We start from the raw sequence: 17,172 nt of genomic DNA, 5'->3' as shown, positions 1-17,172 counted from the left end.
CGAACCGGGCAGAGCCCTGCCCACAGTCCGTGCCCTCGCCGTACAGATTTCCGGGCGCCTCCTGTGCTGGAGCTTGGCTCTGGGTATGGCCTCCGCCGCCGTGGACGTGGTCCTCGATCCGCAGGCCCGCTGGTGGCTCACCGTATTGTCGCTTCCCTGGTGTCTCGCCGGTGGATCCGTCCTCGCCTGGGCCGTTCTGCGCGCCCGTGAGAAGGCGGCCCGGCGCCCTCCGTACGGTGACGGCGGGCGGGGCGTTCGGAGCGACTGGGGGCAGGCGGCCTGACGGCCGGTCAGGCCGTGCGGCGCCCTGCGGCTGCCGAGGTGGCGCCCAGCTCGCACCACACGTACTTGCCGCGGTTGCCCTCTCTGGCCAGCAGCTGCCACCCCCAGACGTCGGAGCAGGCCCGCACCAGCGCCAGCCCCCGGCCGTCCTCCAGGTCGAGGGCCTGCTCGAAGGGCTGTGGCGGCTCCGGCGGTGCCGGGTCCGCGTCCCATGCGCCGATCCGCAGGACGCCGTTTCCCGACCAGCACACGCGCAGGGCAGCGGGCCCCTTGGTATGGCGTACGGCGTTGGAGACCAGCTCGGTCGCGAGCAGTTCTGCCACGTCGGCCAGGCGGATGAGGCCGTGCATGGTGAGGATGAGCCGGAGGGTGCGGCGGCAGATGGTGACGGCTCGCGGGTCGTTCGGGATGTAGAGGGAGTACTCCCAGGGTTCGGTTTCGGGCATGAGTGAGCTCCTGCCTAGTCGAGGGGAGTGGTTTTTCGGGGCCGGTGTCATTGCCGCAGCCGTCATGGCAGGACGGAGTGGTGCGCTTCCGGTGCCCCCGCTGAATCGCAGCGTGTGCGGCGCGTCACCGACAGTAGGGCAAAAATTTTTCCTCGCGCAAGCCGGTCGCGTAGTCTGACGCCCGAACGAAGCACGGCGGTAGAGCAGTTGAGGGCTGGAGAGGTACATGGCACCACGAAGCCAACCCACGGCACGGCAGGTGCGTCTGGGAACTGAGCTGCGCAGATTGCGTGAGGCGGCCGGCCTGAAGGCTCGTGAGGTTGCGGGGCTGCTGAGTTCGACCTCGGCTCAGATGAGCCAGGTCGAGGCGGGTCTCGCCGGAGTCAGTGCCGAGCGGGTGAGGCGTCTGGCCGCGCATTACGCCTGCGCCGACGATGCGTTGATCGAGGCTCTGGTTGCCATGGCCACTGACCGTACGCAGGGCTGGTGGGAGGAATACCGCGGGGTGCTGCCACCGGTATTCCTGGACGTCGCCGAGACCGAGCATCACGCGACTTTTTTGCGCGAGGTCGTCACCAGTCACGTCCCCGGGCTCCTCCAGACGCCGGACTACGCCCGCGCCGTCTTCGGCTACATGGTCCCGGAGCTTCCCGCGAGCGAGTTGGAGCCCCGTGTCGAGCACCGGATGAGGCGCCGGTCCGTCTTCCAGCGTGATGTCCCGACGCCGTACGAGACGATCGTTCACGAGGCGGCGCTGCGCATCCTGGTCGCGGACCGCCGCGCGGCCCGAGACCAGCTCTTGGAAATTCTGGGGGCGATCGAACGCGGGCATGCGACAGTGCGGGTCATCCCGCTCACCAGGGAGGGGTTCGCTGGAGCCGGGATCGAGATGATGTACGTGGGAGGACCGCTTCCCCAGTTGGACACCGTGCTGCGGGACGCCCCGCACGGGACCACCTTCATCGACGCCGAATCCCAACTGGCACGCTTCCGGGCCCTGCTCAATAAGGTGGAGAAGGCAGCACTGCGACCCGTGGAGTCGCGAGACTTCATCCACCGCATGACGAAGGAACTGTGAGGCGTCCGCATGACTCAGGCCATCCGCTGGCGAAAGTCGTCGTTCTCCGGCGGCGGCGACGGCAACACCTGCGTGGAGGTCGCCGACCTCGACACTCACATAGCCATCCGCGACTCCAAGCACCCCACCCACGCCACTCTCTCCCTCCCCACCCCCGCCTTCACCGCCTTCATAGACGCCCTGAAGAGCCCCAACAACAGCACGGAATAAACGGAGACAGTCTCCTGTTAAGGCCGGAACGACAACGCACGGCCCACACCCAGGAGGCACCCCACCGTGGCGGCAGACGAGATCCGGGGCGAGGCACACGGCAGCGCCCCCGTCCCCCTCTCCGTACTGGACCTGGTCACCGTCGGCGCGGGCCGCACCGCCACCGACGCCCTGCGCACCAGCGTCGCCCTGGCCCGCCTCACGGAGGCGCGCGGGTTCCACCGGTACTGGGTCGCCGAGCACCACTCCATGCCGGGCGTAGCTTCGTCGTCGCCTGCCGTGATCCTGGCCCACCTCGTCGCCCACACCGACCGCATCCGGCTCGGCTCGGGCGGCGTGATGCTGCCCAACCACGCCCCGCTCGTGATCGCCGAGCAGTTCGGGACGCTGGAGGCCATGGCCCCGGGCCGTATCGACCTCGGCCTGGGCCGAGCCCCCGGGACGGACGGCGCGACCGCCGCCGCCCTGCGCCGGACCGACCGACTGGGCGAGGGCGCCGACGACTTCCCCGAGCAGCTCGCCGAGCTGACCCGCTTCCTCGACGACGACTTCCCCGACGGTCATCCCTACCGCCGTATCCACGCCGTCCCGGGCCCCATCCAGTCGACCAGCCCCGGGGGTGTCCAGTCACCGCACCGCCCGCCCGTCTGGCTGCTCGGCTCCTCCGGCTTCAGTGCCCGGCTCGCCGGCCTGCTCGGCCTGCCCTTCGCCTTCGCCCACCACTTCTCGGCGCAGAACACCGTCCCGGCCCTGGATCTGTACCGGGAGAGCTTCCGGCCCTCCGCCGTCCTGGGCGAGCCGTACGCCCTCATCGGCGTGTCCGCGCTCGCCGCAGACGAGGAGAAGGAAGCTCGCCGTCAAGTACTCGCCGCCGCACTCAGCATGCTGCGGCTGCGTACCGGCCGCCCGGGACTCATCCCCACCCCCGAGGAGGCGGAGGCGTACGACTGGAGCCCGATGGAGCGGGATTTCGTCGACTCCTGGAACGCCAACGTCATCCACGGCACTCCCGACGAGGTCCGCTCCGGCCTCGACGATCTCCAGAAGCGCACGGGCGCCGACGAGTTGATGCTCACGGCCAACGCCCACAGCGGTGACGCACGCCTGCGTTCCTACGAACTCATCGCGGACGCCTACGGGCTGCCGAAGCCCGCCTGAACCACGGGGAGCCGGCCCCGCCCGAACTACGGCTTCCCGCACCCCGCCTGGGCCCCGGACGCTCCCAGCAACCCGGAGATACGATCCGGCGGCACCGGACGCGAGTACAGCCACCCCTGTCCGGTGTCGCAGCCGATCCGGCGCAGCCGCGTCGCCTGCGCCGAGGTCTCCACGCACTCCGCGGTGACCGTCAGCCCGAGCCGGTGGGCGAGCTGGATCATCGCCTCCACGACGACCTCGTCGGCGGGGTTGGGACGGGCGGCGGCTGCGCTGTTCTCGTCGTGGTCGTACTGGAAGCCGCGTACGAACGTGCCGTCCAGTTTCAGCACCGACACCGGCAGGCGGCTCAGGTACGCCAGGTTCGAGTAGCCCGTGCCGAAGTCGTCGATGGCGATGCGTACGCCCATGTCGCTGAGCGCCTGCAGGGCCTGCAAGGGCCGGCCCGCCGAGCCCATCACCGCCGACTCCGTGAGCTCCAGTTGGAGCAGGTGCGGCGCCAGGCCCGTCTCGGCCAGGGTCTCCGCCACGTCCGCGACCAGGTCCGAGTCCCAGACCTGACGGACCGCCACGTTCACGCTCACGAAGATCGGCGGCCCGTCCGGGTGGTCCAGCTGCCAGCGGCGGGCCTGGCGGCAGGCCGTGCGCAGCACCCAGCGGCCCAGCGGGACGATCGAACCGTCCTCCTCGGCCAATCCGATGAACCGATTCGGCGTCAGTACGCCGAACTGAGGATGGTTCCAGCGGATGAGCGCCTCGACGCCGTGCACGCGGTCGTCCTCCATGCCGACCAGCGGCTGGTACTCGAGCATGAACTCGTCGCGGTCGATGGCCGGGCGGAGCGTGGAGGCGAGGGCCTGACGGGTCATGCGGTGCGCGTTGCGCTCCGGGTCGAACAGCGTCCAGCGCGCCTTGCCGTCGGCCTTCGCCCAGTACAGCGTCGTGTCCGCCGCCTGCATCAGGGCGGTGGGCGTCGTACCGGCGGCGTGCCGTTCGACGACGCCGATCGACGCGGACACCGACAGCCGTTGCCCGGCGATGTCGTACGGCTCCTGGATCGCCCGCAGCACCGACTCGGCGAGGTCGGCCAGTTGCTCGGTACCCGTGGAGTCCTCGACGAGCAGGGCGAACTCGTCGCCGCCGAGCCGGGCCACGAGCGGGGTGCTGGTGCGGGCGTAGCCCGCCTCGTCCGCGCAGCGCGTGAGGCGTTCGGCTACGGCCGCCAGCAGCCGGTCGCCGACGCGGTGGCCGAGGGTGTCGTTGACGGCCTTGAAGCCGTCGAGGTCGAGATAGCACAGGCCGATCCGGCCCGTGCCGCTCTGCTCGTACGACTCCGCCTCCAGCGCGGCCGACAGACGTTCGAAGAACAGGGTGCGGTTGGGCAGCCGGGTCACCGGGTCGTGCATCTGCAAGTGCCGCAGCCGCGCCTGGAGTTCGCGGCGTGCGCTGATGTCGGCGACGGACAGCAGCACGCCCTTGTCCTCGGCGGGCAGCGGAGCGACCGTCACCTGCACCCACACCGCGTGCCCGTCGGGGTGCTTGAGGCGGCGGGTGCAGCGCAGCCGGGCCAGCCGGCCGCGCAGCACCTCGCGGTAGGCGTGCCAGGTGCGCGCGTCCGAGGTGAGGTCCACCAGGTCCGCCGCGACGGCACCGGTCAGCTCGTCCGGGGCGGCGCCGAGCAGCGCGGCGAGCCGGTCGTTGGCGCTGACGACCAGGCCCTCCCGGTCGACGACCGCCATGGCGAGCGGAGCGGCCATGAAGACCGATCGGTACGGCTGGGGCTCGGTGCGCGGAGCCTCGGTGCGAACAGGCTCAGCAGGAGGAGGGTCAGTACGGGGAAGCTCGGTACGGGAAGACGTGTCGATCTCACTCTCTGTGACGACCGGCCGGTCGAGGTGTGCCGCGGGCGCCGGCCCTTCGGACGTTCCGCTCACCGCTCGCTCCCGCAGTGCACTCGATCTCTGTCCGTGCAGGAAAGTCTCAGGAAAGTGTGCCGATCATAGAGGCTGGCCCCAGGCCCTTCCAGCCGGGCGGCACTCTCCAGGACCGTCCTACCCTCCCGGCAGATCGTTTCTGCTCGTCCCTGGACGCCTTCTTCAGGCCCCCGACCAGTTGTGACGTTCCGTGAGTGTTCCGGGGTGTCGGTCCGGGCGACTTCTTCGCGTTCTCACCCGACTGGTGCAGACAAACAGGACGCAGTACGACAAACAGACACAGGCTGGATGCGGTGTTCCGCGAACCGCATCCGGAGGTCCCTGTGCCGCGTCAGCTCCCCGGTCTGCTGAGGGCACGGCCCCGACTGCGCAGCACCGCGGCGGTCTGCACCACCCTGTCGGCGCTCGCCGCGACCTCCCTGATGACCGGCCCCGCGGGCACCGAACCCCACTCGGCGGCGCCCTGCGTCCTGACCCGCACCGACGCCCACCACTCCGAGGGCCTGGACACCTGGAACGCCGCCTACCCACAGCCCGTCCGCACCCTGGACGCGGTGATGATCTTCCTGTCCTTCCCGGACTCGCACCCCCTGACCACCCCGCAGGAGCTGACCGCCGACCACTTCCCGGACACCACCCGCTTCTTCGAACGCGCCTCCTACGGCAGGTTCACCCTGCGCCCGCATCCGCTGCGGCACTGGATCCCGATGCCGAAGCCGTCCACGGCGTACGCCATACAGCGCGACTGGAAGACCACGCACCGGGCCGCCTACCTGCGCGACGCGCTCGCCGCGGCCGACGGGCACGTCGACTTCTCGCGCTACGACGTCGTCTACTTCGTCGCCGACCCGGACGCGCCCGGCGTGGACTCGGACGCGACGAAGGTCGTCAATCTGGAGGCCCCGCTGCGGGCCGACGACACGGACCTCCGGCGCATCGTCACGGTGTTCGAGCGGCATCCCCCGGACCGGCTGGTCCTGGCGCACGAGACCGGGCACGTCTTCGACCTGCCGGACCTGTACCGCCGCCCCGCCGACGGCAAGGGCGACTGGGACACGTACGTCGGCGACTGGGACCTGATGGGCAGCCAGTTCGGGCTGGCCCCCGACCTGTTCGCCTGGCACAAGTGGAAGCTGGGCTGGCTGGAGTCCCGGCAGGTGGCGTGCGTACGGGAGGGGACCGCGCGGCTGACGCTGGAGCCGCTGGAGGCGGGACCGGGGGTGCCGGTGACGGGCGCCGCCGGGGCGCCGGTCTTCGGCCTCGGACGGGGCACCAAGCTGGCGGTCGTGCGCACCGGCCCCGACAGCGTCCTCGCCTTCGAGGCGCGCGGAGCCGTCGGCAACGACGCGGCCGCCTGCCGGCAGGGGGTGCTGGTGTACCGGGTGCGCAGCGGGACGCAGTCCGGGACCGGGCCGATCGAGGTGATCGACGCCCACCCGCGCACGGAGGCCTGCTGGGAGGACTCGGTCTACCCGCCCCTCGCGGACGCCCCGGTCGCCCTCGGCGAGAGCTTCACGGTGCCGGGAGAGGATGTGCGGGTGGACGTGGAAGGGCGTACGGCGTCGGGAGCCTGGACCGTGAAGATCACGATGGCCTGACCGCGCGGCTCACCGCCACAGCGGCCGGCCTCCAGGGGGTGTGGGTGGCGAAGCCCTCACAACGCGCGGCGCAGCCGCGCAGTAACAGAGATGGCGAGATGGTTCGCGCTTTCCGCGAACCATCTCGCCATCGCCATCGTGCGCCGCCAGGGACTCGAACCCCGGACCCGCTGATTAAGAGTCAGCTGCTCTAACCAACTGAGCTAGCGGCGCCTGCTGACGTCGTAGACCTTAGCACCCTGGTCGGGGGGAGGAAAAATCGATATCCGCACGGCCGCGCGGGCCGCCCGTACGGCCGCCCACAGCAGCACCTCCGGGCCCGGCAACCAGGGGTGACGGGTGTCCGGGGCGACCAGCCAGCGGGAGTCCGAGCGGGTGCCGGAGGCGGTACCGCAGGGGGCCGGGACGGTCACCGCGTCGCCGGTGCCGTGGCACAGCAGCGGTGGCACGGCCCCCGTACGGCCGTCCGCACGACCGCGTGCGCCCCACTCCTCCCAGTCCAGCAGCGACGGCAGCCGCTGGGCCGTGCCGGGCGCGGCGAACAGCAGCATCCGGCCGCGGAACTCGGCGACCGGTCCGGAACCCGGACCCTCGTCCCACATCCGGTCCAGCATCCGCCGTCCGAAGATCGCGGGCGCGCTCACGACGTCGAAGGCGGAGCCGCAGGGCAGCACGACCGGCGCCCCGGGGCGCTCCTCCCACAGCGCGAGGGTGCTGCGCGGATACGTTCCTGCCGAGGCCAGCCAGGCGGCGCCGTCCGCGGTCACGTCCGAGATGTTCCGTGTGCTGCTCATGACCCCCAGGTCTACCGGCCGTGAGCGTCCCGTTCCCGTGGGTTGCCGGAAATCGGGACAGGAACCACCGGGAAGGGGTAACCTGCCCGCCCGGCATATGCCAGGTGGGGTTGATCACACCGGGTCGGCGTGTCCCCGGCCCTCGCCGCCGCGCAGCAGGTCGCGACCGAACTCCACCATCTTCTTGGCGTAGTCCTCGGTCCACTCGGCCCGCTCCGCGATGTCCGCGGTCGTCAGCCGGTCGAACCGCCGGGGGTCCGCGAGCTGGGCGGCCGCGATCGCCTGGAATTCCACGGCCCGGTCCGCCGCGGCGCGGAACGCCTGCGTCAGCTCCGTCGCCCGGTCCAGTAGCTCCCGTGGGTCGTCCATCGACTCCAGGTCGAAGAAGTGCTCAGGGTCGGAGGCCGCCTCCGCGGGCTCGAAGAGCAGGGGCGCGGGGCGTAGCCGCGGTTCGTTACGACGCGGCGTGTGCTCCGCCATGTCTTCTCCTCCTCGTACGTCACGGACGGCCCTCCCCGGCAAGCGGGGGCACCCCGGTGGAGTGGGCCACCGTCCATTGTCGCGCGCCCGTGCAAGAGGGCCTTGGGCCCAGGACCTCAGGGCTGCCACACCACCCGGTGCCCGGCCAGATGCGCCAGCACCGCGTGATTGGCTTCCCACCCATCCGGAAACTTCACGACCGTGCCCAGCTGCACCGGCTCCGTCGACGGGTAGTCGTCCAGCAACTCGTCCACGCCCGCCCGGCACACCACGATGCAGGCGTGCCGGTGCCGGGAGGCCAGGACGCACAGGCGGCCGGTCTCCAGGTGGAAGGCCGTGGCGTCGGGGCGGCCGGACAGCGGGTGCAGGACGACGGTCACGTCGTACTCCCGGCCCTGGAGCCGGTTCGCCGTGTCCACGACCACATCGGCGGCCCCGAGCTCGGCCAGCGCGGCACGCACCGCCGCCGCCTGGTCCCGGTGCGCCGTGCCGACCGCGATCCGGTCGGCGGTCAGGGACACGGGGTCGGGCGAGCGCTCCGAAGTGGCCGCGCCGCCCCGGTCCAGGAGCCGTCGTACGACCGTCGCCACCGCCCGCACCGCCTCGGGGTCCGTGCGCGGGGTGTGCCGGGCGGGCAGCTCCAGCAGGCCCCAGCCGGACTCGGCCGCCTCGTCGAGCACCCGGTCCGGGCCGGAGCCGTCCGACGGGACGGCGAAGGTGAGGCGGCGGTCGCCGTGGCCGGTGCCGCTGCGGAACGGCGTGTACGGGTAGAAGGCGTCCGACACCAGCGGGGCCGCCGAGGCCGGGAGCCGCCAGGACACCGGCAGGCGGTGCTGCGGCAGGTCCGGGTTGTGCGCGAGCAACGTCGTCACGGCGGAGGCGGACGGGTCGTACGACAGGCCCGCCCACTGCTCGCTGCCCACGATCGCGAACGGGTCCAGCTGCCCCGGGTCGCCCACGAACAGGGCCCGCTCGAACAGCCCGGCCACCGCGAGCAGCGCGTCCGAGCGCATCTGGTACGCCTCGTCCACGATCGCGTGCGGCCACGGCTCGTCGACCTTGACGTGCGCCCACTTGGCGGCGGTGGACAGCACGACCGGCAGCCCGGTGAGGTCGGCCGCCTTCGCCGACTTCCGTACGTTCGGAAGGTCGTCGAGCGCCTTGTCATAGGGGTCGGCGTCGCTGCTGTGCAGGCGACCGACCGGCAGCTCGGGGTTCTTCTCGGCGAGCCGCAGCACCAGGTCGTCGACCTGGGCGTTGGTCTGCGCGACGACCATCAGCGGGCGGTCGGCGGCGGCGAGTTCGAGTGCCGCCCGGACGACCAGGGTGGACTTGCCGGCGCCGGGCGGGGAGTCGACGACGACACCGCGCGCGGTGCCGTGCAGCGTGTCGCGGAGGATCGCGTCGGTGGCCTCGGCCGCCGCGGCCGACGGGGCGAAAACCGTGGTCACAGGACATCCTCCTCGGTCACCGGGTCGGCCGCCTCCAAGGCCGCCTCACCGGGCGGCCCGCCGTGCGTCCACGGCGTCTCCTCCGGGTCGGGCAGCTTCGCCCCGCCGCGCGGCTCGTGCTCGAACAGCGTGAAGCAGACCAGGTCGCCCTTCTCCGGGACCGACCCGGCCTCCGGCTCCTTGCCCCGGCCCATCTTGTCGAGGATCCGCAGCACGACGAGGCCGCCGTCGTCCTCGTAGGTCACGAACTCGGCGGACTGCGGTTTCCCGCCCAGCGACCGGTACACCTTGGCCCGCTCCCCGAGGTGCGGCCGGTCGTCCGTGCGGACCGTGACCAGCGGGCGGGGGCTGGGCCGCTTGCCCTCGCTGTACGCCATGACGACGTCCGTGACCTCGCCCGCGAACGCCTCCCCGGCCAGCCGCCGCGCCACCATCACCAGCGGGTCGTCGAGCGCCTCGTGGGCGTCCAGGCGGGCCTGTTCGCGCTCGCGCGTGGCGAGCTTGTTGGCGGCCGTGACCGCGTCGTCGCGGCGCGGCTGCGGGGGCTCTCCGGCCAGGACCCGGTCGCGGTGGCCGGTGAACGACCAGCGGTCGCGTGTCCACCGCTCCTCGACGTGCGCGCCCGCCGGCAGCTCCCGCAGCAGGTCCAGGCCCTGCCAGACCTTCTCCCAGGTGGGCAGGGTGCGGCTGCGCACCAGCTCGCGGATCTCCCGCTCAGCGGCGGTCAGCGCGGCGAGGCGGTCGTCGGCCTCCAGGCCGTCCTCGGCGGCGGAGAGAGCGGTGCGGGCGCGGTCGTAGCGCTCGATGGCCGGGGCGAGCAGCTTGTTGTCGAACGCCGGGTCGGTGGCGGGACCGGCGGGCGGGCACGTCAGCTGGCCCCGCGCGTCCCGCTCCAGCTCCGCCCTGAGCGCGGCCTCGGCGCCCGACAGCCCCTGGGGCGGGTCGATCCAGGCGAGCAGCGCGCCCAGATGCTGGTCCTCCAGCGTGGACTGCCCGGTCGCCCAGTGCCGGGCCAGGACATCCGTCATGGCCAGCAGCAGGGAGGAGCCCGGCACCCGGGCCCGCTCCCCGAAGTGCGTCAGCCACCGCCCGAGCAGCGGTACGCGCGGTGGTGCCGGATGGGGCGCCTCCGGGTCCTGCTCCGCCGTACGGCGGAAGCGCATGGAGCGCCCCAGCAGCCGTACGAAGTCGATGCCCGCGCGGCTCGGCACGATCAGCTGCGGCGCGTCCGCGCACAGGTCGACCTCGACCTTGACCCGCTTGCCGGTCTCCGGGTCGGTCTCGGTGCGCTCGGCGGCCTCGACGACGTCGGCGTACGCGTCGACGTACGGGAGTACGACGTCGGCCAGCTCGGCGAGGAACGCGAACCGCAGGTCGCGGTCGCGCGGCTGCGGGACGACCAGCAGGTGCGGCGCGTCCCGGTCGGTGCCCACCAGCGCGCCGAGCGGGGCGCCCGCCTCACCGGCGGTGGTGAGCGGCACGAAGACCAGGGGCCGCTCGGACAGATGCCGGTGCCGGACGGTCGCGGCGGGCTGGGCGCGGCCGGTGCGGACGGCTTCCAGGCGGGCGAGGGTGGAGATCAGCGACATGCCGCCCCCTTCAGGGCCTGGGCGCGCAGGGCCGCCGCTCTGCGCAGCGCCGCCACCGCCGGGTCCTGCGGGTCCCCGGCCTCCCCGCGGGCCGCCGCCAGAACGTCGTCGACCGTCGCGAGGCCGCCCAGTTCGGCCCGGACCGGGCGGCCCAGCGAGGTCACCGCACCGGCCTCGCGGGAGCGGGCGCGGCAGTGGAAGGCCAGCTCGCACGCCGACAGGCACTCGGGGGCGTACGTGGCGGGGACCGACTCGACGGCGGCGGTCAGCCGGTCGGTGGGCAGCTCCGGCGAGAAACACGTGCCCTCGGGGAGCGTGTCGGCGATCTCCTGGATGCGGGTGAGCCGGGCCAGCTGCCGGGCGGTCACCGCGCGCTGCTTGCGGATGTCGACGGCGGACGCGGTCGGCAGGTTGGAGAAGTCCTTGGGACAGACGAGCAGGATCCGGTGCCGCACGCGCGGGGCCGGCACGCCGCCGGCACCGGCGCGCCCCTCCGGCTCCGCGCCGAGCCGGGCCGCGACCTCCTCAAGCGCCAGCACGTACACCGCCGCCTGCCGGGCCGCCGCGCCCACCTTCGCCGGGTCCGCGGAGCCGTCCAGCAGCGGGAAGGACTTGATCTCGACGACCGTCCAGCTGCCGTCCGGGTGCACCACCACCGCGTCCGGCTCCAGGAAGGCGGGGGAGCCCGCGACGTCGAGCGCCAGCATCGGATGGTCGAGCAGCGTCCAGGCCCCCGGCGTCTCGGTGGCCTTGCGCAACTCCAGCGCCGTACGGGCCGTACGCCCTTCCGGGCCGGTCGCGGTCAGCTCGGGCACGCGCGCGTCGGCGGGCGGCTCGGCGGACCGGTCCAGCTTCTCGTGCACCAGCCGCAGCAGCTCCGCGCCGCCGTCCGCCTTCACCTTCGCCTCGAACGCGTTGCCGCGCATGAACGCGAACTGCGACTGCCCGAAGGCCGACGGCGCCCCCAGCGCACCGGCCAGCGCCGCCTTGTTCACCCCGGCGCCGTCGAGGATCGCGCGCCGCTCGCAGCCCGGGTTGGCGGCGAGGGCCGCCAAGGCGCGGGCGTCCAGCGCCTTCGCCGGAACGTCGGGCCCGCGCAGCTCAGCGAGCCGGTGCCGGAGCGCCTTCTCCCGCGTCCTGGGGAGAGGCACCCGGCTCGGCTCCTGGTTCGAACCGTGACGCGCGCTGCCGTGGAATTCGCTCACCCGCGGAAGTCTGGCATCCGGCACTGACAATTGAGGAACCTGCGCCGGAAGAGTCCGCCGCGACCGGCGCTACCGGCGCGGCGGCGGGCGCGACTGTGGGCGCGGTTGCGGGCGCGAGGCGCGCCTTCACCCGGTCCGCCGCCCGCATCACGACCGGCGCCAGCAGCAGCCCGGCGCCCATCACGGCCGCGCCCGCGACCGCGTCGAGGAAGTAGTGGTTCGCGGTGCCCATCACCACGATCGTCGTCACCAGCGGGTAGACGACACCCGCCACCTTCGCCGTACGCGTACCGCCGTAGCGCCACAGCACCACTCCGCACCACAGCGCCCAGCCCACGTGCAGGCTCGGCATGGCCGCGTACTGGTTCGTCATGCCGCCCAGCCCCCGCGGCGCGCTGGCCTCACCGCCCCACCAGCCGTACGAGCTGTAGTGGGCCATCGTGTCCACGAAGCCGTGACTCGCGTCGAGGAGGCGGGGCGGGCAGGTCGGCAGCAGGGTGAAGCCGACCAGGCCCAGGAAGGTGGACGTCATCAGCCAGGTGCGCGCGGCACGGTAGTGCAGGGTGCGGGAGCGGAACAGCCAGACCAGGAGTACGGGCGTGACCAGGTAGTGCAGGGACGCGTACCAGAAGTCGGCCGGTATGCCGATCCAGGGCTCACGGGTGAAGAGACGGTTCAGCGGGTGCTCGGCGTTGAGGTTCAGGGCTTTCTCGACGCGCAGGATCGCCAGACCGTGGTCGACGGCGTCGGAGACATCACCGCGGACGAGGAGCCGGCCCGCCGAGTAGCAGGCGTACACCAGCAGGATCAGCGGCAGTTCGGTCCACCAGCGCAGCCGGGTCGCCGGGGCCGCCTCGGTGCCCGGTGTCTCGGTGTGCGGCATCCGATCGCCCTCCCCCTTCTCCTCCGCGGCGCCCCGTCAGCCGGTCGTGCCACTTTACGGCGTACGTCTTCACGCGTACGTGTGCGCCCTCGTGGGCGCCTCGGCCCTCATAGACGCTGGGATCGCCCGCCGGGTTGCCCGTGACCAGCGTGCGCGATGATGGGGGAGTTCCGCCCGCGTTTTTCTCCCGGAAAGGTCTTGGTCTCCTATGGCACCGCGCATCCTGCTGGCCCGGCACGGACAGACCGAGTGGTCACTGTCCGGCAAGCACACCGGCAGGACCGATGTGCCGCTCCTGGAGGAGGGCCGGCGCGGCGCCAAGCTGCTCGGCGAGCGCCTGCACCGGCCGCCGTACGACGGCCTGCCCGGCGTCGAGGTACGCACCAGCCCGCTGGCACGCGCGCGTGAGACGTGCGAACTGGCCGGCTTCGGTGAACGCGCGCGTGCCTGGGACGTGCTGATGGAGTGGGACTACGGGGCGTACGAAGGCATGACACCGGAGGAGATCCAGGCGGTGCGGCCCGGGTGGCTCATCTGGCGTGACGGTGTGCCCGAGGGCGAGTCCCTGTCCGAGGTGACCGCCCGGGCGGACGAGGTGGTGTCCTGGGCGCGGTCGGAGGACCGTGACGTACTCGTCTTCGCCCACGGGCACATCCTGCGGTCGATCGGGGCGCGGTGGCTGGGGCTGCCGATCGATTTCGCGGCGCGGATACGGCTGAATCCGACGTCGTTGTCCGTGTTGGGGTGGGCTTATGGGGAGCCGGCTGTCGAGAGCTGGAACGACTTGGGGCACCTGGCGTAGGTGTTTCGTACGCGGTGCCGGGGCTGGGCGGGGGCTGCGCAACCCGGCGCTACGGGGTCCCGCGGCTGAGCTCACGCCGTCCGTGGCGACGAGGCGTGACGTTCCAGGAACGCCGACACCCCCGAAGACCGCCGGTGAGGCATCAGTACGCGCGCCGTTCCCGCCAGCATCGTCCGGATCCGCGACGACTGCACCTCCTCCAGCAGGTCCAGCACCCGCATCCCTGCCACCGCCGCCTCGTCCGGCCGCCCGCCCCGCGCCAGATCGTCCGCCAGCTCCGCCGTGTACAGCGCGATGTTCCGCGTGAAGTGCGGATCCTGCAGCTCCGCCGCCCGCCGCGCGTGCCGCGCCGCCCGCGGCCAGTCGCCCAGCGTCGACCAGCACTGCGCCTCCAGGCCCTCCAGTTCCGCCTCGCCGTAGAAGCTCATCCACTCGGGGTCGGCGTCCGAGGGTCCCCGCTCGTACAGGGCCTGCGCACGGGCCAGGGCCTGCTCGCAGCCGGTGCGGTCGGCGAGCCCCGCCCAGCCGCCCGCCTCGCGCAGCGCGAGCAGCGACATGAGCCGGGCCGAGCCCAGCGGCCGTGCGACCCGCTGCGCGGCCTGCGCCGCCCGGACCGCCTCGCGCGGCCGGCCCGCGTCCCGTGCGAGGAACGCCATGTTGCAGAACGCGTGCGCCTCCACGGCCGGGTCCCCGTTCATCCGGGCGGTCGCCAGCGCCTCCGCGTAGTGGGAGCGCGCGTCGTCGAAGCGCCCCGAGTCATGGGCCAGCCAGCCCACGGAGATGGCCAGTTCACCGGCGCCCGAGTACAGCCGGTCCGCCGACGTCTGCCGGGTCGTACCGGCGTCGAGCAGCGCGTAGGCGGCGCGCAGCGGAGCCGCCGCACGCCGGTAGAGGCCGTCGGCGCCGTGCCGGTCGTCGAGCAGCCGGATACGGCGGACTGCTTCTTCGAGGGCGCCCGCGTCGCCCGCCCCGGCGCGGCGCAGGGGGCGCTGAGCCGCCGCGGCGTCGAAGGCGAGCCCCAGGGGGCCCAGCGAGGCGGCGGCCACCGTGGCGCCTCCGCCGGTCATGAATGCGCGACGCAGCACGTCGCTCTCCTCGTGGTTGTCGTGCGGGTCGTACGGGTCGTCCGGGTCCTGCGTGTCATACGGCTCGTAGGTCCCGCTGGTCTCACTCGTGGCGTTCGCCGGGTTCGTGGTGCACGGCCGGGGCGCGTCCTCGGCGGCGCGCGCCTGGCGTCCGCGTACGGACGAGCGGGGCGCGAACCCCAGGTCGGTGAGCGTGCGGCCGGGGAACATGTGCAGGAACACCCGTTCGTACGCGTAGTTGGGGCAGCGGATCTCGCCCGCCTCGACCCGGCCGATGTAGCGCGCGTCACAGCTGACCCGCTCGCCGATCTCGCGGGCGGCCCTCCGGACCGCCGCGGCGAACTCGGCCGGCGAGCGCTGCCCGCGCAGCTGCCGGAAGACGAGGTTCGGCTGCGGTGGCCGGTTGGGTTGAGACGAGGTCACCGTTGACGACGCCATGGCCGGGTCCTCTCGTGCGAACCGTCGAACCATGCCGGATTCGGGGCGAGTTATGTGTTTTGCCTGTATAGCGTGCCCTGTTTCCGGCGGGCAAGAACGTACCGGCTGTGTCGGAGCCGCCACGCGGGGTTTGGCTACAAACCGGATATCTCATCCGTGATCTGCCATGAAGTGCCATCCTTTGCGGCGGACTTCTGCCGTAGCCGTTGACGGCCCGGCGCGTTGAACACTGCGGACCGGGAGGCCCCCGACTCCCGACCCGCGTGTCCGAGCAGGGGTTTTCGTGGTGGAGGCCGGGATGGTGACGACCAGCCAGAGCAACGATCCTCGTACGCCGCCGGGTATGCCGACGACCGTGCACGTGGCACAGCTCGCGGCGGCCGGGTGCGAGGTGGTGACGGTTCCGGCGCGGCAGGGCCTGGAGGCGGTCGACATTCTGCGGCGTGGGGCCGGGGACGCGGTGGGGCTCGTACTGCACGACGACGGGGGTGACACGCTGGGGTTCCTGGTGCCGGCGGGGACGGCTGCGGGGTGGGACGTGCCGGGCAGTACGTGTACGGAGACCGACGGGCCAGGGGTGAGGCCGGCTCCGCCGGAGCCGCCGGTGGAGGGGGCGGACTGGTTGTTGCCGCCGGGGGAGGCGGAGCCGGCGACGGATCCTGTGGTGTTGCGGGCGGCGTTGGGGGAGGCGGCGCGGATGATCGCGGCGGCGGACGGTTGTTGTTGAGGTCGTTGCTGCTGAGGCCGGCTGTCCAGGTGCTCGGGGCTGGGGCCGCTGCCGGGTGGGTGCAGCTGGGTCGGCACGCGTGCCCGCAGCGGGGTCGGGACCACCACCGCAGCTCGGCGCGTAACCTCCCGATAATGGCCCCATGGGAAAGTCCAGGAATCCCCGCCGCCGGCAGGTCGCGGTCGAAGCCGTCGTCGAGCGGGTCGACGGTGGGCTTGCCGAGCTGATTCCCGATCGGGAGCGGGCGCGGGCCTGGAGCCTGGTGATCGACGGGGCACCGCAGTCGCACGTCGATCTCGACGACCCGGCGTTTCTGTCCTTCGAGTACCAGCGGCGGCTCGGGCACGTCATCGACCTGGTCGCCCCACCGGGCAAGCCCCTCCACGCCGTGCACCTCGGCGGTGGCGCGCTCACGCTCGCCCGGTACGTCGCCGCCACCCGGCCCCGCTCGACGCAGCAGGTCGTCGAGCGGGACGCGGCCCTCGTGCGACTGGTCCGGCGTGAGCTGCCGCTGGATCCGAACGCCCGGATCCGGGTGCGTTCCGTCGATGCCCGGGAAGGTCTCGCCAAGATGCCCGACGGGTGGGCCGATCTGGTCATCAACGACGTGTTCAGCGGGGCCCGTACGCCCGCGCACCTGACCTCGACCGAGTTCCTCGACGACGTCCGCAGGGCCCTGCGGACCGGCGGTGTCTACGCCGCCAACCTCGCCGACGGGCCGCCGCTCGCGCACCTGCGCGGCCAGATCGCCACCGCCGCCGCCCGCTTCGGCGAGCTCGCGCTGATCGCCGATCCGGCGGTGCTGCGCGGCAAACGCTTCGGCAACGCCGTTCTGGTCGCCTGCGACCGGCCGCTGCCGGTCGCCGAGCTGACCCGCCGGGCCGCCTCCGACCCGCACCCCGGCCGGGTCGAGCACGGCAGGGCGCTCCTCGACTTCACCGGAGGGGCCGTACCGGTGACGGACGTCGCGGCGGTGGCGTCGCCGGCGCCGCCCCCGTCCGTGTTCCGGTGACCC

Annotated in this window: 17 protein-coding genes and 1 tRNA gene; 8 read left to right on the top strand and 10 right to left on the bottom strand. The window is 72.7% G+C overall.

What is annotated here, in order from left to right:
• The first annotated feature begins 85 nt into the window (after window positions 1–85).
• Entirely contained in the window at window positions 86–283 is a 198-nt protein-coding gene (locus ACYVMZ_RS05265) for a hypothetical protein (protein WP_461075885.1), read from the top strand.
• Window positions 284–290: 7 nt separating this feature from the next.
• On the opposite strand, the gene ACYVMZ_RS05260 is transcribed toward ACYVMZ_RS05265, so the two are convergent.
• A complete protein-coding gene (locus ACYVMZ_RS05260) occupies window positions 291–728 on the bottom strand; it encodes an ATP-binding protein (RefSeq protein ID WP_461075883.1) in 438 nt (145 codons plus the stop codon).
• Window positions 729–954: 226 nt separating this feature from the next.
• Here ACYVMZ_RS05260 and ACYVMZ_RS05255 point away from each other — a divergent pair, with 226 nt between their 5' ends.
• The 3 genes from ACYVMZ_RS05255 to ACYVMZ_RS05245 all read left to right on the top strand — a co-directional run bounded on the left by ACYVMZ_RS05255 (window position 955) and on the right by ACYVMZ_RS05245 (window position 3,174).
• Window positions 955–1,806, top strand: a complete 852-nt coding sequence (locus ACYVMZ_RS05255) for a helix-turn-helix domain-containing protein (RefSeq protein WP_461075881.1) — start codon at window positions 955–957, stop codon at window positions 1,804–1,806.
• Between the two features lie 9 nt (window positions 1,807–1,815).
• Window positions 1,816–2,016 (top strand): DUF397 domain-containing protein, encoded by a 201-nt coding sequence (locus ACYVMZ_RS05250; protein ID WP_461075879.1) that lies wholly within the window; start codon window positions 1,816–1,818, stop codon window positions 2,014–2,016.
• Between the two features lie 66 nt (window positions 2,017–2,082).
• Window positions 2,083–3,174, top strand: coding sequence for an LLM class flavin-dependent oxidoreductase (locus ACYVMZ_RS05245; protein ID WP_461075877.1), 1,092 nt, complete (start codon window positions 2,083–2,085; stop codon window positions 3,172–3,174).
• Window positions 3,175–3,200: 26 nt separating this feature from the next.
• Here the strand turns inward: ACYVMZ_RS05245 and ACYVMZ_RS05240 are convergent, their stop codons facing one another.
• On the bottom strand, window positions 3,201–5,105 hold the full coding sequence (locus ACYVMZ_RS05240) for a putative bifunctional diguanylate cyclase/phosphodiesterase (protein WP_461075875.1): 1,905 nt from the start codon (window positions 5,103–5,105) through the stop codon (window positions 3,201–3,203).
• 293 nt (window positions 5,106–5,398) lie between these two features.
• Here ACYVMZ_RS05240 and ACYVMZ_RS05235 point away from each other — a divergent pair, with 293 nt between their 5' ends.
• On the top strand, window positions 5,399–6,703 hold the full coding sequence (locus tag ACYVMZ_RS05235; protein WP_461075873.1) for a M6 family metalloprotease domain-containing protein: 1,305 nt from the start codon (window positions 5,399–5,401) through the stop codon (window positions 6,701–6,703).
• A 139-nt stretch (window positions 6,704–6,842) separates the two neighbouring features.
• Here ACYVMZ_RS05235 and ACYVMZ_RS05230 read toward each other — a convergent pair.
• The 7 genes from ACYVMZ_RS05230 to ACYVMZ_RS05200 all read right to left on the bottom strand — a co-directional run bounded on the left by ACYVMZ_RS05230 (window position 6,843) and on the right by ACYVMZ_RS05200 (window position 13,105).
• A tRNA-Lys gene (locus ACYVMZ_RS05230) sits at window positions 6,843–6,916 on the bottom strand.
• Window positions 6,907–7,596: a bifunctional DNA primase/polymerase gene (locus ACYVMZ_RS05225; RefSeq protein ID WP_461076355.1), complete on the bottom strand. Its 690-nt coding sequence runs from the start codon at window positions 7,594–7,596 to the stop codon at window positions 6,907–6,909. The genes ACYVMZ_RS05230 and ACYVMZ_RS05225 overlap by 10 nt, the downstream gene beginning before the upstream one ends.
• 15 nt (window positions 7,597–7,611) lie before the next feature.
• Complete coding sequence (locus tag ACYVMZ_RS05220; protein ID WP_461075871.1) at window positions 7,612–7,977, bottom strand: hypothetical protein; 366 nt, start codon at window positions 7,975–7,977, stop codon at window positions 7,612–7,614.
• A gap of 116 nt (window positions 7,978–8,093) precedes the next feature.
• Window positions 8,094–9,428, bottom strand: a complete 1,335-nt coding sequence (locus ACYVMZ_RS05215; protein WP_461075869.1) for an AAA domain-containing protein — start codon at window positions 9,426–9,428, stop codon at window positions 8,094–8,096.
• Window positions 9,425–11,017: a hypothetical protein gene (locus tag ACYVMZ_RS05210; protein WP_461075867.1), complete on the bottom strand. Its 1,593-nt coding sequence runs from the start codon at window positions 11,015–11,017 to the stop codon at window positions 9,425–9,427. The genes ACYVMZ_RS05215 and ACYVMZ_RS05210 overlap by 4 nt, the downstream gene beginning before the upstream one ends.
• Window positions 11,008–12,168, bottom strand: a complete 1,161-nt coding sequence (locus ACYVMZ_RS05205) for a hypothetical protein (protein WP_461075865.1) — start codon at window positions 12,166–12,168, stop codon at window positions 11,008–11,010. The genes ACYVMZ_RS05210 and ACYVMZ_RS05205 overlap by 10 nt, the downstream gene beginning before the upstream one ends.
• Window positions 12,119–13,105: a phosphatase PAP2 family protein gene (locus tag ACYVMZ_RS05200; protein WP_461075863.1), complete on the bottom strand. Its 987-nt coding sequence runs from the start codon at window positions 13,103–13,105 to the stop codon at window positions 12,119–12,121. The genes ACYVMZ_RS05205 and ACYVMZ_RS05200 overlap by 50 nt, the downstream gene beginning before the upstream one ends.
• 208 nt (window positions 13,106–13,313) lie before the next feature.
• Between ACYVMZ_RS05200 and ACYVMZ_RS05195 the strand changes: the two genes are divergently transcribed.
• Window positions 13,314–13,907 carry a histidine phosphatase family protein gene (locus tag ACYVMZ_RS05195; RefSeq protein WP_461075861.1) on the top strand — a complete coding sequence of 198 codons (594 nt, stop codon included), beginning with the start codon at window positions 13,314–13,316 and terminating at the stop codon, window positions 13,905–13,907.
• 71 nt (window positions 13,908–13,978) lie between these two features.
• Here the strand turns inward: ACYVMZ_RS05195 and ACYVMZ_RS05190 are convergent, their stop codons facing one another.
• Window positions 13,979–15,430, bottom strand: coding sequence for a hypothetical protein (locus ACYVMZ_RS05190; RefSeq protein ID WP_461075859.1), 1,452 nt, complete (start codon window positions 15,428–15,430; stop codon window positions 13,979–13,981).
• A 298-nt stretch (window positions 15,431–15,728) separates the two neighbouring features.
• On the opposite strand from ACYVMZ_RS05190, the gene ACYVMZ_RS05185 reads away from it, so the two are divergent.
• Both ACYVMZ_RS05185 and ACYVMZ_RS05180 read left to right on the top strand, forming a co-directional pair.
• Window positions 15,729–16,157 (top strand): hypothetical protein, encoded by a 429-nt coding sequence (locus tag ACYVMZ_RS05185; RefSeq protein ID WP_461075857.1) that lies wholly within the window; start codon window positions 15,729–15,731, stop codon window positions 16,155–16,157.
• A gap of 142 nt (window positions 16,158–16,299) precedes the next feature.
• Window positions 16,300–17,169: a spermidine synthase gene (locus tag ACYVMZ_RS05180; RefSeq protein WP_461075855.1), complete on the top strand. Its 870-nt coding sequence runs from the start codon at window positions 16,300–16,302 to the stop codon at window positions 17,167–17,169.
• Window positions 17,170–17,172: the final 3 nt, after the last annotated feature.

The organism is Streptomyces deserti (assembly GCF_054782695.1).
This window is presented reverse-complemented; position numbering and strand designations above follow the sequence as displayed.

Coding starts and splice junctions, on each gene's coding strand:
- ACYVMZ_RS05265 (WP_461075885.1), top strand. CDS start 86: ATGGCCTCCGCCGCCGTGGACGTGGTCCTCGATCCGCAGGCCCGCTGG.
- ACYVMZ_RS05260 (WP_461075883.1), bottom strand. CDS start 728: ATGCCCGAAACCGAACCCTGGGAGTACTCCCTCTACATCCCGAACGAC.
- ACYVMZ_RS05255 (WP_461075881.1), top strand. CDS start 955: ATGGCACCACGAAGCCAACCCACGGCACGGCAGGTGCGTCTGGGAACT.
- ACYVMZ_RS05250 (WP_461075879.1), top strand. CDS start 1,816: ATGACTCAGGCCATCCGCTGGCGAAAGTCGTCGTTCTCCGGCGGCGGC.
- ACYVMZ_RS05220 (WP_461075871.1), bottom strand. CDS start 7,977: ATGGCGGAGCACACGCCGCGTCGTAACGAACCGCGGCTACGCCCCGCG.
- ACYVMZ_RS05210 (WP_461075867.1), bottom strand. CDS start 11,017: ATGTCGCTGATCTCCACCCTCGCCCGCCTGGAAGCCGTCCGCACCGGC.
- ACYVMZ_RS05200 (WP_461075863.1), bottom strand. CDS start 13,105: ATGCCGCACACCGAGACACCGGGCACCGAGGCGGCCCCGGCGACCCGG.
- ACYVMZ_RS05195 (WP_461075861.1), top strand. CDS start 13,314: ATGGCACCGCGCATCCTGCTGGCCCGGCACGGACAGACCGAGTGGTCA.
- ACYVMZ_RS05190 (WP_461075859.1), bottom strand. CDS start 15,430: ATGGCGTCGTCAACGGTGACCTCGTCTCAACCCAACCGGCCACCGCAG.
- ACYVMZ_RS05185 (WP_461075857.1), top strand. CDS start 15,729: ATGGTGACGACCAGCCAGAGCAACGATCCTCGTACGCCGCCGGGTATG.
- ACYVMZ_RS05180 (WP_461075855.1), top strand. CDS start 16,300: ATGGGAAAGTCCAGGAATCCCCGCCGCCGGCAGGTCGCGGTCGAAGCC.